Annotated in this window: 17 protein-coding genes; 3 read left to right on the top strand and 14 right to left on the bottom strand. The window is 64.2% G+C overall.

From position 1 onward, the window contains the following. Positions 1–92 precede the first annotated feature (92 nt). Positions 93–614: an acyl-CoA dehydrogenase family protein gene (locus AB0M22_RS21125; protein ID WP_364729143.1), complete on the top strand. Its 522-nt coding sequence runs from the start codon at positions 93–95 to the stop codon at positions 612–614. A 161-nt stretch (positions 615–775) separates the two neighbouring features. On the opposite strand, the gene AB0M22_RS21120 is transcribed toward AB0M22_RS21125, so the two are convergent. After that, a complete protein-coding gene (locus AB0M22_RS21120) occupies positions 776–1,441 on the bottom strand; it encodes a TetR/AcrR family transcriptional regulator (RefSeq protein WP_364729140.1) in 666 nt (221 codons plus the stop codon). 130 nt (positions 1,442–1,571) lie between these two features. Here AB0M22_RS21120 and AB0M22_RS21115 point away from each other — a divergent pair, with 130 nt between their 5' ends. Continuing rightward, positions 1,572–2,441, top strand: a complete 870-nt coding sequence (locus tag AB0M22_RS21115) for a 3-hydroxyacyl-CoA dehydrogenase (RefSeq protein WP_364729137.1) — start codon at positions 1,572–1,574, stop codon at positions 2,439–2,441. 4 nt (positions 2,442–2,445) lie between these two features. On the opposite strand, the gene AB0M22_RS21110 is transcribed toward AB0M22_RS21115, so the two are convergent. The 9 genes from AB0M22_RS21110 to AB0M22_RS21070 are packed head-to-tail and all read right to left on the bottom strand — an operon-like array spanning position 2,446 to position 10,995. Then, entirely contained in the window at positions 2,446–3,069 is a 624-nt protein-coding gene (locus AB0M22_RS21110) for a hypothetical protein (RefSeq protein WP_364729134.1), read from the bottom strand. 41 nt (positions 3,070–3,110) lie between these two features. Further along, positions 3,111–4,076 carry an MlaD family protein gene (locus AB0M22_RS21105; protein WP_364729131.1) on the bottom strand — a complete coding sequence of 322 codons (966 nt, stop codon included), beginning with the start codon at positions 4,074–4,076 and terminating at the stop codon, positions 3,111–3,113. Then, a complete protein-coding gene (locus AB0M22_RS21100; RefSeq protein WP_364729128.1) occupies positions 4,073–5,140 on the bottom strand; it encodes an MlaD family protein in 1,068 nt (355 codons plus the stop codon). The genes AB0M22_RS21105 and AB0M22_RS21100 overlap by 4 nt, the downstream gene beginning before the upstream one ends. Further along, positions 5,140–6,234, bottom strand: coding sequence for an MlaD family protein (locus tag AB0M22_RS21095; RefSeq protein WP_364729125.1), 1,095 nt, complete (start codon positions 6,232–6,234; stop codon positions 5,140–5,142). Before AB0M22_RS21095 ends, AB0M22_RS21100 begins: the two co-directional genes overlap by 1 nt. After that, positions 6,234–7,277, bottom strand: coding sequence for an MlaD family protein (locus tag AB0M22_RS21090; RefSeq protein ID WP_364729122.1), 1,044 nt, complete (start codon positions 7,275–7,277; stop codon positions 6,234–6,236). Before AB0M22_RS21090 ends, AB0M22_RS21095 begins: the two co-directional genes overlap by 1 nt. Next, on the bottom strand, positions 7,262–8,281 hold the full coding sequence (locus tag AB0M22_RS21085; protein ID WP_364729119.1) for an MlaD family protein: 1,020 nt from the start codon (positions 8,279–8,281) through the stop codon (positions 7,262–7,264). Before AB0M22_RS21085 ends, AB0M22_RS21090 begins: the two co-directional genes overlap by 16 nt. Further along, the gene (locus tag AB0M22_RS21080) at positions 8,278–9,342 is read right to left on the bottom strand and encodes an MlaD family protein (protein ID WP_364729116.1); all 1,065 of its coding nucleotides are present in this window, start codon (positions 9,340–9,342) and stop codon (positions 8,278–8,280) included. Before AB0M22_RS21080 ends, AB0M22_RS21085 begins: the two co-directional genes overlap by 4 nt. Before the next feature lie 4 nt (positions 9,343–9,346). After that, the gene (locus AB0M22_RS21075) at positions 9,347–10,213 is read right to left on the bottom strand and encodes an ABC transporter permease (protein WP_364729113.1); all 867 of its coding nucleotides are present in this window, start codon (positions 10,211–10,213) and stop codon (positions 9,347–9,349) included. Further along, positions 10,210–10,995 carry an ABC transporter permease gene (locus AB0M22_RS21070; RefSeq protein WP_364729110.1) on the bottom strand — a complete coding sequence of 262 codons (786 nt, stop codon included), beginning with the start codon at positions 10,993–10,995 and terminating at the stop codon, positions 10,210–10,212. The genes AB0M22_RS21075 and AB0M22_RS21070 overlap by 4 nt, the downstream gene beginning before the upstream one ends. A gap of 291 nt (positions 10,996–11,286) precedes the next feature. Between AB0M22_RS21070 and AB0M22_RS21065 the strand changes: the two genes are divergently transcribed. Then, a complete protein-coding gene (locus tag AB0M22_RS21065) occupies positions 11,287–12,051 on the top strand; it encodes a winged helix-turn-helix domain-containing protein (protein WP_364729107.1) in 765 nt (254 codons plus the stop codon). A gap of 126 nt (positions 12,052–12,177) precedes the next feature. Here AB0M22_RS21065 and AB0M22_RS21060 read toward each other — a convergent pair whose 3' ends face one another. From AB0M22_RS21060 to AB0M22_RS21045, 4 genes are read right to left on the bottom strand one after another with little or no spacing between them, the layout of a single operon-like run. Next, complete coding sequence (locus AB0M22_RS21060) at positions 12,178–13,020, bottom strand: alpha/beta hydrolase (protein ID WP_364729104.1); 843 nt, start codon at positions 13,018–13,020, stop codon at positions 12,178–12,180. After that, the gene (locus AB0M22_RS21055; RefSeq protein ID WP_364729101.1) at positions 13,017–13,931 is read right to left on the bottom strand and encodes an SDR family oxidoreductase; all 915 of its coding nucleotides are present in this window, start codon (positions 13,929–13,931) and stop codon (positions 13,017–13,019) included. The genes AB0M22_RS21060 and AB0M22_RS21055 overlap by 4 nt, the downstream gene beginning before the upstream one ends. A 16-nt stretch (positions 13,932–13,947) precedes the next feature. Continuing rightward, on the bottom strand, positions 13,948–14,268 hold the full coding sequence (locus tag AB0M22_RS21050; protein WP_364729098.1) for a hypothetical protein: 321 nt from the start codon (positions 14,266–14,268) through the stop codon (positions 13,948–13,950). Between the two features lie 35 nt (positions 14,269–14,303). Then, positions 14,304–15,647, bottom strand: coding sequence for an AarF/ABC1/UbiB kinase family protein (locus AB0M22_RS21045; protein WP_364729095.1), 1,344 nt, complete (start codon positions 15,645–15,647; stop codon positions 14,304–14,306). Positions 15,648–15,687 lie beyond the last annotated feature (40 nt).

Below are 15,687 nucleotides of genomic sequence, written 5' to 3'. Positions count from 1 at the left end.
TGCCATGTGGGGCAACAAAGTGGCGGGTACACCCTCCTGACACGGGCGAACAACCACCCGATAATCGATGAGCCCTTGACGCTTCCAGGCAGGTGTTGTTGCCGAATGGAAGCGCCAAGGGCTCAGTTGAATTACGGCACTTTCAGAAGTCTTCGAGCGATTTGACGCCGACGACGGTTTGGACTCCAAGCGGTGGGATTGTCGCGGCCCGACTTCCGCTGCAGGTGGAGTTGGTGTACACATACAGCTGGCCGGTGCCGAGGTTGGTCACCAAGTCGGAATCGCCCGACCCGATCGACGTGATGCGCAACCAATGCCGCGCGGCGGCAGCCGAATTCGACAGCATCATGACTACCCCCGACCCAGCCGACGCCTTCCTCGAGATCGGCACACTTCGCTCTGCCCTCGCCGCCAAACTCTACTGCGGCCAAGCCGGGTGGCAGACCGCCACCATCGGCTCGGAGAAGTTCGGCGGACTCGGCCACACCCATGACCACCCCATCGGAAAACTCGTACGCGACATACGTTACGTGAACATCGTCGAAGGCGGCGAGGATGTCATCCGCGACCTCATGTACAACCGCTTCGCCGCTCCACCGATGCGACGACGATGAACGATATCGAACGACTGTTCACTCTCGATCTCGTTGCCGATCTCCCGTTTCTGTCGGTGACGTGGGGTCGGGTGCAGAGCAATGAGGCGCACGCACGGCTGGAGTGAACGGCGAGACCGCCCGCTATGTCGAAGCCGAACGCGGGGTCGAAGGCAATAAACTCAACTAGCCGGCAGTTTGTGCCGCAGGCCGTCGAGGAGTAGGTCGAGTCCGAATTCGAATTGGGCTGGACCGCCTGCGGTCGAACGCATTTCGGGCTCCAGCTCGGTCAGGGTGGGATAGCGGGATCGCGGTAGAACGTCGAACATGCTGGGCTGACCGGGATCTGGGTGATGGGCGGCCCACTGGGTTTCCCAACTGGTCGCGCCGAGGACGTGCGTGAGCAGGGTGACGTGGGCGCGGGTGGTGGTTTCCCGATCGAACCCGGCATCGCGCAGCGCGCGCAGGATCAGCTCGGCCGAGTCCGCGGTTTCCCGGCCCGACAGTGGGCGGGTCAGCATCAGCGTGATCAGGAACGGGTGCTGCAGCATTTGCGCACGCAGGCGGTGGGCGATGGCGCGGATCTGGTCTTCCCAACCGCCTGTTGTCGTGGGTGGTGTCAGCTCGAGCAGTTGGTCGCGGACCGCGTCGAACAGCTCGTCTTTGCTGCGGAAGTGGGTGTAGAGCGCCATCGGCCGGACGTCGAGCCGGGCGGCCAGCGACCGCATGCTGAACGCCTCGAGGCCCTGGTCGCTGAGCAGAGCAAGGGTCGCGGTCACGATCACGGCCGGGTTCAGGCTGTTGCGGGAAGCGCGGCGCCGGGGTTCCTCGGCGGGCTGCTGTTGCATTCGCCACTCTCTCCTTCTACATCTATAACGTACACCGTACTGTACGGGTGATCGCCGCATGGCGCTGGATCATCGGCAAGCTTGCCAGGGCGCTACCCGATCAGCACGCCTGGTCGACAAGGAGAAACGCATGACCATCAACATCCGCAAGGTGACCGTGCTCGGCACCGGCGTGCTCGGCTCGCAGATCGCCTACCAAACTGCGTTCAGCGGATTCGACGTGACCGCCTACGACATCACCGAAAGCGCCCTGGCCGCCGCCCGCGACCGTTTCACCGGGCTAGCGACCATCTACCGGGACGAAGCGCCGGGAGCACACGACGGAAAGGCCGAAAAGACCGCGGCGGCAATTACTTTGACGACACATCTGGGCGCGGCCGTGCGCGACGCCGACCTGGTGATCGAGGCCGTACCGGAGATTCTCACGATCAAACAGCACACCTACGAATTGCTGAGTGCGATCGCGCCCGAACGGACCATCTTCGCCACTAATTCCTCCACCCTGCTGCCCAGCGCGATCGCCGGCTTCACCGGGCGGCCGGAGAAGTTCCTCGCGCTGCACTTCGCCAACGAGATCTGGAAGCGCAATATCGCCGAGGTCATGGGCACCACCGACACTGACCCCGCGGTATTCCGGGCGGTCGTCGATTTCGCCGCCACCATCGGAATGGTCCCGGTCGAGATCCACAAGGAAAAGGCGGGCTACATCCTCAACTCGCTGCTCGGGCCCTTTCTGATGGGCGCGATCGAACTCGTCGGCGACGGCTACGCCGACGCGGCGACGGTCGACGCGACCTGGAAGATAGTCACGGATATGCCTGCGGGCCCATGCCAGATGCTCGACATCGTCGGCCTGAACACCCCCTACAACATCCTCGCCAACGGCACCGATCACCAGCGAAACCTCGCGAAGTGGTTGAAAGACAACTACATCGACCAAGGCAAACACGGTGTCGCCACCGGCGAAGGGTTCTACCGGTATCCCGCAAGCGCCGAATAACCGCCTACTTCAACGGCAACGCACCGCCCACGCCGCCGACATCGGTGATCTGCCAACCCGAGTTCTTATCGAGGGTCACGTTGTAGGTCACCGTAGTCTGCGCACCATCTGGGCTCTGCGCGTTCGTGGAGCTCACGTTGACGAACACATTCACCTTGTAGATGCCGTTTTCCGTCGATGCCACCTTGGCTGTGATCGGCGAGGCGGTCGAGGTCCACTTCAGCGATACCAGGATCTGTTGCAGCTTCGGCGCTGTCGCATCGAACTTGGTCGCCAACTGCGGGCTGGTGTCGGCTTTGAGCTTGCCGACCCAGGTGTTGATGTCCTGGTAGTTGACCGTGGCCGCGCCTACCGCGTAGTCCGTGGCGACCTGCTCGGCCTTCGCATCGGCTGCGGCCCTGTCATTGTGGTCGGCGAGATCGCTGCGGGCCGACCAGAGGAATCCGGACAGCACGCAGACGGCCACCACCAGCACCGCGATCGTCACGCCTTGGAGCAGCGCGGCGACGCTGATCGAAACCGCTCCCCCGCCTTTGGTTTCCGGCTGCGTCGCCACTTTCCGTGCGGCCGACTCCGCCGGTGCCTCCTCATCTATTTCGGGAACCGCGACATCGGGTTCTTCGGCCATGTTCACTCCAAGTACGGCGCTGTGCTCAGCGGGATTTCGGGTCATTTCAAGTTGATCTGGAGTCGCAGCGCACCGTCCGGGCTGACCGCATTCAGCGCCTGGCTGATCAGTGCGGAGAGATCGATGCCGCCAAAGCTGTTGCCGCCGCGCGCTATCAGCGGCGCGAGCAGGGGGTACACCTGCTGTAGATCCGGGCCGATCTTGCCCATGTAGTCGATCAATTCGTCCAGGAAGGGAAGCACACCGGTTCCGGTGGTGTACGCCTCCGGCACCGGCCTGGCGTTGAGCAGCGACTCGATCGAGGCGACCACGTCGGTGACCTTGACACCGAACTCTCCCCATTTCGGTCCGGCCTCCGCCATGTCCGCACCGGCTTTGGCCACGTCGGGTCCGGGGACCTGGGCGTTGGCCAGGATGGCACTCAGTTGCGGAGAGCGGCTGAGCAGCGTGGCAGCCAGCAGATCCGAGGCCCTGGCAAGTTCGGGAACCAGGACGTCGGTGCCGTCGAACGTTTTCGAGAAGGTCTGGATCAGCGATCTGACCGCCTGCGGATCGAACTGCTGCAGCAGTGAGGTGACGGTGCGGGCCATCTCCGGGATCGACACCGGCATCTGGGTCACGTCAGCCCGCACCCGCTGACCATCCTGCAGATACGGCCCGCCGACATGCTTCGGCCGGAACTCGAGGTAGGGCTCGCCGAGCGCGGACAGGTGCTCGATGGTGACGGTGCTGTCGACCGGAATCCGATAGTCGCGGTCGATCCGCAGGTCGATCCGCACCCCGTTCGGCGCGTTGGAGACGGCGGTCACCTGCCCCACCCGAATACCGGAGAACAGCACCGGCGACCGCGTCACCAGGTTGGCGGCGTCGGCGACCTCCATCGACACGGTCGTATATTTCTCGAACCAATCCACCTTGGCGACCTGGAACGTCAAATACGTGGTACCGATCAGGAAGATCGCCGCGATCGCGCCGAGCGAAAGTACTGAACTAAGGCGCACTTTCATCGAACCAATCCGATCATCCGCAGGGTTTCGATCATCTTGTCGACCTGCTCGTCAGCGGGAATCGCTGGGCCCGAGGGACCCTCGATCTCCACACCACGCAGATCGATCTTGGGCCCGCGTTCGAAAAACGGAATCAGCTTGTTGTGCAACACATCGACCAGCCGATTCAGGTTGGACGGCGCACTCAGGTTCAGCGGGCGGCCGTTGGCGAGCGCCAAGGGCAAGAAAGCCTGTGCGGCGGCGTCACCCGCACGTGCCAGCGGCGCGATCCAGACCAGGGCGTGTGCGACGCCGCCGAGGCCGCCGACAACACCCACCACACGGATGAGCGACTCCGCGATCCGGGTTATAGCGTCCGCCCCCTCGGGGCTGAGCAATTCGCCGAGTGCAACCTTATTGTCCTGCACGGCACTGACATTCGCCGAGATCGAAGCCAGGAACGCGTCCGCCTGGTCCAGATGCGCCGACACGTCGATCAGGTCATCCTTGAGTACCGACACCACCCGCGCGGTCTCGGCCTGATCCTTCGGCAGCGCGGCATTGACCTGGTCGACGATGTCCTGGGCCGACCGCAACGCACCACCGGAGACGAAGGTCGCCAGCCCGGCGATCACGTCCTCGATCTGCAACGCGGGCTCGGTCTGTCCGACCGGAATCGTCGCGCCGGCCCGGAGAATACTGCCGTCCCCCGCGCCGACGGTGTCCAGTGAGATGTAGATGTCGCCGAGTATCGTGTCCTGCCGTAGCTGGACTTTGGTGTCGGCGGGCAGCGTAATCGCTTGCTGGATAGCGATATCCGCGGTCGCGTAACCCGGCCCGGTGGCCGTCGGATCGCTGATGGTGAGCCGATCGAGCCGACCGACACTGGCGCCGTTGGCGACTACTTTGGCCCGTGACGGCAGATTCAACGCATTGCTGAATTGAATGTGGATCGGATAGGTCGGGCCGGTGACACCCGCTCCCGGCAAGGTCAGCCGGGCCGGGTCCACGGCGCAACCGGCCACCCCTAGCAACGCCGCCTGCCCGATCGCCACCGTCGCGAGCACTAGCCGCCAGCGGTCCATCACATACCCCCCATTGTCAGAACGAACGGCACCAAGTCGACCTTCGCCAGGCCTGCCGCATCCGTGCAACGGCCAGGAGCGACCGCGTTGATCGCGGCGCACACCTGGTCGGCATCCGGTTGTGCGAGTGCCACTTTCGGCGGCGCGTAGCTGACGGCAACCCGCTGCGTCGCCGGATCGGTAACCGTACGGAACAATTCGGCGATCGCCGGGACCATGTCGATGAGCTGCTGCGCGCTGCCCACGTTGGCGCCGATCAATTGGATATAGGGCACCGAGTCATCGAGCAACCGCAAGATGGGGCTGCCGTATTTGGTGGTGACGTCGTTGACCCACGGCACGATCGTCACGATCGCGTTGATGATCTCGACGACCTGACCCCACACGTCGTTCACGGTCTGCAGGATCGGCGCGAAGCCGTCGAGCATCTGCCGCAGCTTGCCCCATCCGTTCGCCACGCTGGCCGACAGCTCGTTGATCTTGTCGATCAGCGAGCCGATATGGCTGATCGCGGCGTCGGGCTGGCGCAGCGCGGCGGCCAGTTCCTGGATGATGTCGTTGAATTTCGGCCCATCGCCCGCGGTCGCCTTGTCGAATTGGGTGACTGCCTGCTTGATCCGGTCTCGCTGGGCGGGATCATCCCCGCCCTGGAGCTCGTCTGCCACCTTGGACAACGCAGTGAAGGTCGCGGTGAGACTCTTCGGCGTGACGGTCTTGGTGACGCACGCGTTCGGATTCCAGTCCGCACCCCCTTTGGTGCCGAGCACGGCCAGATTGCGGTCGGCGACGATGGTGTCGGAGACCGTCGTCGCACTTGCCGTGCCGCGCAACGGATGTGCCGCGTCGACCGCGAAATCGACACGCACACCGAGACCTTCGGGTCGGATGCCGGTCACCGTGCCGACCTTCATGCCGCGCATCGTGACGTCGTTGCCGGTGTAGAGGCCGACGGCGTCCGGCATGATCGCGCAGTAGCCGATGACCTTCTTCATCGGCTCGAGCATGACGAACGCCACCCCTGCGGCGACAACCGCGACGAGTACACCGCCGAGGATCGACACGAACCCACGGGACGCAAGGAACTTTCGCAACATCAGCAACCCCTGCCCGGCACCGGCACACACACCGACTGCATCGAAATCGCCTGCCCGGACTGATCGATGACGAGACCCCCTGGCGAGCCCGCCAAACCCTGTAGGCGCGTGCCGATCTCGTGGATCGAGGACGCCACCGTGCCGAGCCGTTCGCCGAGTCGCTGCAAATCCGGATACGACTCGACGAGCTTGTCCGCCAACGGCTCCAGGTGGGTGCGCCAGGCCGGTTCGATCGCCGCGATCCGTGACAACAACTCGGTGACCACGCGCAGCGCCTCCAGTACTTCATCGCGGCGGCCGAGCACTGTCGTCTCCATCAGACCGATCTTGGTCAGCATCGCCCCGATCACCTGCCGAGACTGCCCGAGCATGCTCAGGTACTCGTCGGCGACGTCCAATGCGCGATTCACATCCCGGTTCTGCCGGTTCACCACATCGACGAACGAGGCAATGCCATCGGTCAGCTGCTCGATCGAGCCGGGGCTCTTCTCCATCGCAGCCGTGAGAGCGGCGAGGTTGCGGCGCAACGTATCTCCGTCGATCGCTGCGAGCGGGCGATCGGAATCCTGCACGGCCTTGGTCAGGCTGTAGGGCAGTCGGACCCGGTCCGCCGGGATCGTCGTGGTGCCGAGGGGTTTTGTGCCCGCGGAGAATACGGCGACATAGTGTCCGCCGATCGCGGTGAGCATCCGGATGTCGAGTGTGCTCTGGTCACCGAGAAAGACACCCTGATCGACGGTGAAGGTCATCCGGACCGAATCGTCGCGCAGTTCCAGCGATCGCACCGATCCCACCGAGATACCGGCGATGCGGACGTCGTCGCCTGCCTTGATCGAACCTGCCTCGGCCAAATCAGCGGTGTAGGTGGACTTTCCGATGGGCAGGACATAGATGATCGCACTCACCGCCAGCAAGAGCGCGACGGCGACCAGGCCGCCGATGCCGAGTATCAGCTGCCTGCGCCGTGCCGCGCCCTCGTGCCGGTCGTTGCCGAGCAGGAGGTCGATCGCCCTGCGCAGCTCGGTTTTCAGCCGTTGTTGCATATCGAGATCCTTTGTCCTCGAATCAGAACGGCTACCGCCGCTGGCACTTCGGCCTGGCCGTGTGTGCAGGTCAGGTCCACGCCGTCGGCTCGAGCCGGGATGAGTGCGGCCAATGCTTGCAGCAGGCCGGGCAGCTTGCCCAACGTGTCGAGCGCGACCTGTGGGTCGGGAAACAGCAGGCGCAGATCGTTGTTCAAGTCCGGGTTGGTGGGATGAGTGAAGCCGAGCGTGGCCAGCAGACCGTTGATCGCGCCGAGCACTGGTGGCGCGACGTCGACGGCATCCATCAGGCCGTCGAACTGCTGCTGCAGGTTTACGAACACCTTCGAGATCCCCTGGATCAGGATGGTGGCTTCCGGTGAGTGGCCGCCGATCTGATCGGCGACCTGCTCGAAGTTGCGCAGCAGCACGGATATGACGGCCTGCCGATCCGTGGCATAGGCGCTCAATGTTCCGATCGCCTGCAGGGTCGCGCCGATTCGGCTGCCGTCGCCTTCGAATACCGCGAGTGCGTTGACCGACAGCTGGTTCACCGCTTCGGGCGAGAACTCCTTCAGTATCGGTTCCATGCCGTTGAACAGGCCGGTGATGTCGAAAGACCCGGTGGTGTGGTCGGTTCCGATGGTTGTGCCCGCCGCGACCAGCTTGCCCGCCCTATCTGGTTGTTTGATGTCGATGTAGCGCTGACCGGTCAGGTTCTGATAGCGGATGGCCAGTCGGCTGGTGTCGTACACCGGCCGGTCACTGTGCACGCTGAACCGGACCCTGGCCTGCTTGCCGTCGAGCGAAATCGCGGTCACCTTGCCGACCGCCACCCCGAACATCCGCACGTCATCACCGGTCTTCAGTCCGCTGGCGTCGGTGAACAGCGAGGTGAAGGTGGTGCTGTCGCCGGCGACCGGTCGCTGGATCGCCTGCACGACACCCACCAGCAGTGCGATCATGGCGGCGCCGAACACCGTTAAGCGCCAAGCGATCCCACGAATAGACGACTTGTCTTTCATCGCGGACCTCCCGCTGGGTCGGTGGTCGGCGTACTCGGCAACGCGTGGCCGCCGAACAGCGGCACCGCCAGGCCCGGCATCCCGCGCAGGGTGACCGCTACCCCGAGTTCAGGCCCCGCCGAGGTGTCCTGGAAGGCCAGGTTCAACCGGTTCAGCAGTTCGGTGATGTCCGCGCTGCTCTGCGCCGGGTTCGGGACCATCTGTGCCATCTGGTTCAGCACGGGGGTGAACGCGTCGGCGTAGCCGCCGAGTTGGTCCTTCGCGGTCCAGCCGAGCTTCGAGATCGACGGGAACAGGTCATCCACCACCAGCCCGACGCCGACATCGAAACGTGCACGGTCATTGCGCAATACGTTGATGTTGTAGATATCGTAGACCAGCCGGACGGTGCCGTCGGCGAACTTGGACACCCCGTTGAAGAACGACGCGTACTGCTCGATCAGGAACGACGGCGGGTAACGCTGGGTATCGGCCACCGCGCGACTGACATTCACCACCGCCTGGATCATCGGCGTGAACGCGACGAGGTCGGCCGAGGCCCGATTGAGCATTTCGGTCAGCTCTGGGGTGAGCACATCGTTGGCGTTGACAGCCAACGAGCGCAACAGGTTTCCCATCGTGACGTCGTTGACCCGGCCTACAGCGGTGAGGTCGACCAGCGCGTTGTTACGCAACGCCGTGCCACCGCCGCGACGCTTCAGGGTGATCTCGCTGATGCCGAACAGGTTCGACGGCGCGTAGTCGACATCGAAGCTGTCGGTGAGCCCGAACAGCTGGGATGGGTTCAGCGACACCACGATCAGCTGCTGACCGCCGGGCTCGGCCGTGATGTCGGTAACGCTGCCCACCTTGATCCCGTTCAGCCGGACCTCCGCGCCGTCTACGACGCCGTCACCGATCCTGTTGGTGCGTAACTGAATTCGTAGGTCTTGCGCTGGGTGCGTGGCACTACCGATGCGCCAGCCGATTCCCGCGACCAGTGCCAGCACCACCACGACCACACCCAAGACTCGGGCGCCACGTCGACTGGTGCTGACACCGGGCATTCCATAGGCAGGCATGGCGCTACCCCGTGAACGTGATCGACGAGTTGATGCCCCACAACACGACGGTCAGCACCATGTCGGCGGTAATGATGGCAATGAAACTCGCGCGCACCGCACGACCGGAGGCGATCCCAACACCTTCAGGTCCGCCGGTCGCGAAAAAGCCTTGATAGCAATGGATCAGGATGACCAGCACGCTGAATACCAGTATCTTGATCACCGCCGCGATCAGGTCCCAGCCGTTGACGAACTGGAAGAAGTAGTGGTTGTACACCCCGATCGACTGGCCATGCAGGATCAAAACCACCGATGAGCAGGACACATAACTCAACAGCAGCGCGACCAGAAAAGTCGGCACCACCGTGACCGCGCCCGCGATGAGCCGGGTGGTGACCACGAACGGCACCGACTTCAACCCGAGCGCCTCGATCGCGTCTATTTCCTCCGCGATGCGCATGGCCCCGATCTCGGCGGTCATCCGGCAACCGGCCTGAGCCGCGAACCCGACCGCAGCGGCGATCGGCGCCAGCTCACGGGTGTTAGCGAAGGCGGAGATGACCCCGGTCATCGGCCCCATACCGACCAGGTTCAGCGCTGCGAACGACTGGATACCGACCCCGGTACCCATGGCCACACCGAGCACCACCAGCACGGGCACGGTGCCACCGCCAACGATCAATGAGCCTCTACCCCAGGTCATGTCGGTGATCTTGCGCATCGTCTCGGCCCGATACCTGCACATCGTCAACGGGATCGACGACACCACCTGCCACACGAAACTCACGATGAAACCGATGGACTCGAACGGCGCGAACGGCAGATTCCGCCGATGAACCAGGCGGCCCGCCCATCGCAATCCCGGCGGCATGTACGGCGCCGCCATCACGCGATCCTGGTCGGCAGGAACATCGTCACCAATTGCGTGATCGCCACATTCACCACGGCGATCGCCAGGATCGACAGCACCACCGCCGCATTCACCCCATCGGCCACTCCGCGCGGCCCACCCTTGGCCTCCAACCCGCGCTGGCACGCCACGATCACCACGATGAACCCGAACAACGCCGACTTGGCCATCGAGATCCAGACATCGGTGACGTTGGCGAACGAACCGAACGTGGCCCAATAACTACCGGGCGTGACGCCTTGTACGCCGGTCGCCACCGCGTAACCCGACAACACGCCCGCGAAAATGATCAGCACGTTGAGCAGCGGTGCGACCAGCAACATCGCGGCCATGCGCGGGATCACCAGCCGATGCAATGGGTTGATGCCCATCGTGTCGAGCGCGTCGATCTCCTCCCGGATCCGCCGGGCACCCAGATCGGCGGCGATCGTCGCGGTGCCCGCACCACCGAGCAGCAGGCCGGTGGCCATCGGCGCGCCCTGCTGGATCACCCCGAGCCCGCCCGCGGCGCCGAGCAGCGAATCGGCACCGACCTGGTGGATCAGATTGCCCACCTGCACCGAGACCACCACGCCGAACGGCACCGCCATCAGCACCGCTGGAATCGCAGTGACGGTGACGAGATACCAAGCCTGGCGCAGCATTTCGTGCCATTGGAAGCGACCGGCGACCACGTCGGCGACCACGCCGACGATGGATTCGATGGCCATCGCGACCACCCGCCCGAACGTGCGCAAGCTGGATAGGACCGTCTCCGACACGTTGTCTCCGACGACCCGCAAAAGTGGGTCCGGCCGCACCGTCGGGGCCGTGGTTTTGTTCAAGATTGTCGCCGTCCTCGGTTCCGATACATACGCAGTCCTACAGGCGTCCCAGACAACCTACCTGTGTTAGACGCCGTGTACAACACCTCTTAACACTGCTGTTAGCCGCTGTGCCGCGCCGTCAGCGATGCGCACCTTGATCAGCCCCGACGACCGGCCAGCGGTGCCTGGTCTCGAACGATGACGACGCGACCTGGAAGAATCGCCCCCGTGGCACAACCGACCGTGGTGGACGACATCACCGAGCAACTCGCTTACCGCATCGCGGCGGGCGTCTATCAGCCCGGCGACCTGCTCCCCTCAGTTCGTCAGGTCGCGACCGACTTCAACACGAGCACACCCACCGCCAACAGCGCGCTCGGCAGGCTGGCCGCGCTCGGTTTCGTCGAAACCCGTCGCGGCCTCGGCTATCTCGTCCGCGACCTCAATCTGTACGGCGGAATCGACACGTGGCGTTACATTTTCCGGTTCGCCCATCGCGTTCCCGATCGCGCCGCCAAACTGTTCAGCGACCTCATCGACATCGAGGTCCAACTGCTCCTGCAAGCCATACACATCTTTGCCGTCGCCCCTCGTCGGTACGACCTGTCGCGCGCGATTCATGCCGCGGACCGTTTCGAGCTGCTGGCAACCAACGAAAAGGCCGACCGCACTGACGTTTTGACCGCTGAGCTGCACGTGCTCCGCTGCTGCTTCGCGGCCCTCGGCAAGCCCGGATTTCTCAGTCTCTTCAACACCGCAGGCGAAATCTTCATCTCCACACCCGAAGTCAGCCGAGCCTTCTATGAACCTCTGGACCCCGAGGGCCACCTGCTGCTCATGCGCAAACTCCAGGAGCTCTCCAAGACCGAAGGCCCCATCGAAATCCTCGACATCGACCTCGTCGAATTGATGATCCGCGAGTACCACAATCAAGTCGTACAAACCTTCGCCGAACTCGTCGGCGCCAAGCCCACAGCTACCGCCGCCGTCCCCGAAGCCAACACCCGCTGAGGTCATCGGCTCCGCCGCCAGAGCGAACGTCACACCTGGTCGATCGGCACCCCGGCCGCAGGCGGCGGCTGAGCATGACCGAGGATCCGACATATCTACTGCCGCAAGATGAAACGGCGTAGGTCCTTATCCCATCGCGAACTGGGTTTCCAGCCAGACGCTTTCGAGGAAGTCGGCCATAGTCGCGGCGAGGGCGGTTGGGTACAGGCGCAACGTGGCAAGTGATGGCGTGCGGCGCAGCGTGGCGCCGGGGATCTCGGCGACTACAGAGCGGGCGTCGGATATTGGATGTACCGGGTCACCTCGCATGCCGATTACCAGGGCCGGTCCGGTAACGGACTTGCGGACCTGGGGTGGTGGGCCGAATCGGCCGAAGGCGACGCCGCGGAGAAGGGCGGTTGTGCGCGCGGGGTCGGCGACCAGTATGTCGCGAACCATGCCGACCAGCGGTCCGGCATCGACCGGTAGCGTCCGTGCGGCCACACCGATCAGCCGAACCAGTGGCCGGCCCACGGTGAACAGGATCAAGCCGGCGCTCAGCAGGTAGCCGACAAACGCGGAACCCTTTTCCAGACAAGATGCTTCGAGGATGAGGCCCACCACCCGATCGGGGTGCTGGGCGGCGGCTTCGAGGCACACGTTGGCGCCGAGCGATGTTCCGGCCAATGTCGCGCGCTCGATGCCGAGCGCATCCAGGACGCCGATCAGCTCGGAGCCCAGCGCATCGCAGCTGTAGCGGCTGATCGGCAGGGGGCGTCCGTCGGCGGTTGTGCCGAGCATGTCGACGGTGATGACGCGGTAGCCGTGGCCGGCGAGTGCGCACCCCCAGTTCTGTTGCATCCGTTGCGACATCAGGAGCGCGGGGGTGATCACGACGACTCGATCACCGCTGCCGTATTCGGTGTAACCGAGCGTATGCCCGTCGACGGTGGCGGTCGCGATCACCGGATCTGCTGTGTGGATGCTCATTTCGCCTCGATGGGCGCGAGGTCCTCGCGATCACCGGCGTCACGCTGCTCCCATCGCTCGGCAATGGAGGGGCGGGCCACCTTCGCGACGCGGGAAAACGCCGTACCGAGCGCCACCAGCGCGGTCGGCGCCAAGCGTTGCAGCCACCACAGTGGCCGCATGTAGCCGGGCAGGAGCACAAATGCCCTGTCGCGCAATGCCGCTCGCAGTACTTTGCGGCCGAGCACTTCCGGACTCGCGATGATGAACTCGGGAATGAGATGCAGGTAGGGCTGGACCCGGTCGTATGCCGTCACCGCGATGTCGGCCTCGGTCGTCGCACCGATGGCGTCTTTGACATTCCGGACGATGTTGGTGTTGACCGGCCCCGGGCACACACAGGTGACCTTGATCCCGTGCGCGGCGGCTTCACCGCGCAGCGACAGCGTGAGCCCGACGACCGCGTGCTTGGCCATGTCGTAGGGCCCCATGAACGCGAACGGCACCAGACCGGCCGAGGACGCCGTGTTGACGATGTGGCCGTAGCCCTGCTCGACCATGATCTTGTAGGCGGGTTGCACGCCGTGCACCACGCCCATGATCATGACCTCGTTTGCCTTGCGCCAGTGCGCGACCGTCAACTCTTCGACGGCGCCGAGGACGCCCATTCCGGCATTGTTGAAGATCATGTCCAATCGGCCGTGCTCGTCTTTGACTCGATGCACCGCAGCGGCTACCGCGTCGACATCGGTGACGTCGACCCGCAAGGCCTCGGCCTTACCCGGGCCCATCGCATTGAGCTCTGCGGCAACATGTTCGGCACCGGGTCCGTTGATATCGGTGACGAGAACGTAGAAGCCCTTTTCGACCAGGGCGAGCGCGTAGCCCCTGCCGATGCCGGATGCCGCACCGGTCACTATTGCTGTTTTCATCTGAGAATCTCCATCATTATCGCTGATGATCGGTCATGACAACACCGTCGACGAGAACACCGGAATGTTCGGTGTGCACTGGTTGTGAATTGGCAGCCAGGATCACCATCGAGTCGGCGATGTCGTCCAGGGTGTTCTCCAACTGCTCGAGACGCTGCGACAGGCCGCGGACCTGGCGGAGGATGCGGTCGACGTTGTCGGCGGTCGGGAGGTTCAGGAAATCGAGCGCCGCGTCCTGCCCGAGCAGCGCGGAATCCCGGGCCTGGGTGGCGAGCGTGATCGCGCTCTTGGTAAGCGGCGAGTTGAGGACCTCGTTGACGATCCGGAAGAGGGACACGGTAATGCTCCTGGTATTCAGTGGAATTCGGGGAATTACCGCGCGGCGACCCGGGTACCGGCGGTGCCGGGGCGCCACCCCGAGGCCGCCTCCGCGCGACCGAGCTCGGTACGCGGCGCTTCGCCGTACTGCCATTCCCGCGCGATGTGGTGCCAGTTGTTGGTGGCCCCGAGCTGACCGAGCACCGCCATGACCATCGCCACCGTGCGAATGGTCACCAGCTGCTCGCGCGGGACAGTCTGGCGCCGAAGCAGATCGAAGTTCTCCCCCGACAGGAACGACTGCATCATCACCTCATTCGTCATTTCAGGGGTGATCCGCAGCACCTCGTCGGTGGTGAGCCAACCGAGCAGGGTGTGCACGATCGGCACCGCCTCATCGCTGGTGACCGCCGCGGGATCGGGCAGGAATCCGGCGTCGGCCAGTGCGCGGAGCAGTCCGGCCGGATCGTCTTCGGCCATCGCGCGCTGAATGGCGAGTTGATGTTCGACATGTTCGGCGCTGATGAGTTTGTAGAGTCCGAAATCCAGGAACGCCACTCGCCCGTCCGGACCGACCAGGAAGTTGCCGGGATGCGGATCACCGGAGAACTGCCGATCGCGCAACATGCCGCTGCCGAAGAAACGGAAGATGATCTCCCCCACCCGATCCCGGGTCGCCTGGTCGGCCTGTTTCACCTCTTCGAAGCCGATGCCGTCGAAGTAATCAGTAACCAGGACATGCTGCCCGGACAGCTCGGTGATCACATTCGGCACGACGATGAACGGATGCCCCCGATAGAGCCGCGCGGCTTTACGCTGGCTCTGGGCCTCCAGCTCATAGTCGAGCTCTTCCTCGACCCGCTCCGTTATCTCGGCGGCAACGGCTTTGATATCCACGGCAGGCGCGAGGCCCTGCATGGCCCGCAGCAACAGCGCCAGGTTCTTCATATCGGCCCGCACCGCTTTGTCGATGCCAGGGTATTGCACCTTCACCACGACAGCGCGACCGTCGTGCAGCCGCGCGCGGTACACCTGACCGATCGACGCGGCTGCGATGGGGATCTGCTCGAACTCGCTGAAATGCAAGCTCAATCGGCCGCCGAGCTCGGATTCGATGACGGCGCGCATTTTGTCGAAGGGCACCGTCGGTGCGGAATCACGCAGCTTGGCCAACCCGCGCTGGAACTCCTGCCGCGACTCGGGCGGCAGTATCCCGAGATCCATGATCGACAATGCCTGCCCGATCTTCATCGCCGCACCGCGCATGGTGCCGAGGCTGGTGACCAGTGCCGTGATCAGGTCGGCCTGGCGGCGATCCAGCATCGCCCGCTTCTTCTCCTCGCTCCGGCCGACCATCGCGACCTTGGTACCGGCGTGCCGCAAGGCCTGGCCTGCCACGACACGTCCTAGAGAGGCCGATCTCGCGGCACGAGAGATC

This window comes from Nocardia sp. NPDC051756 (assembly GCF_040681495.1).
Lineage (GTDB): Bacteria > Actinomycetota > Actinomycetes > Mycobacteriales > Mycobacteriaceae > Nocardia.
Note: the sequence above shows the minus strand (reverse complement) of the source record. Positions and strands in the feature narration are given on the sequence as shown.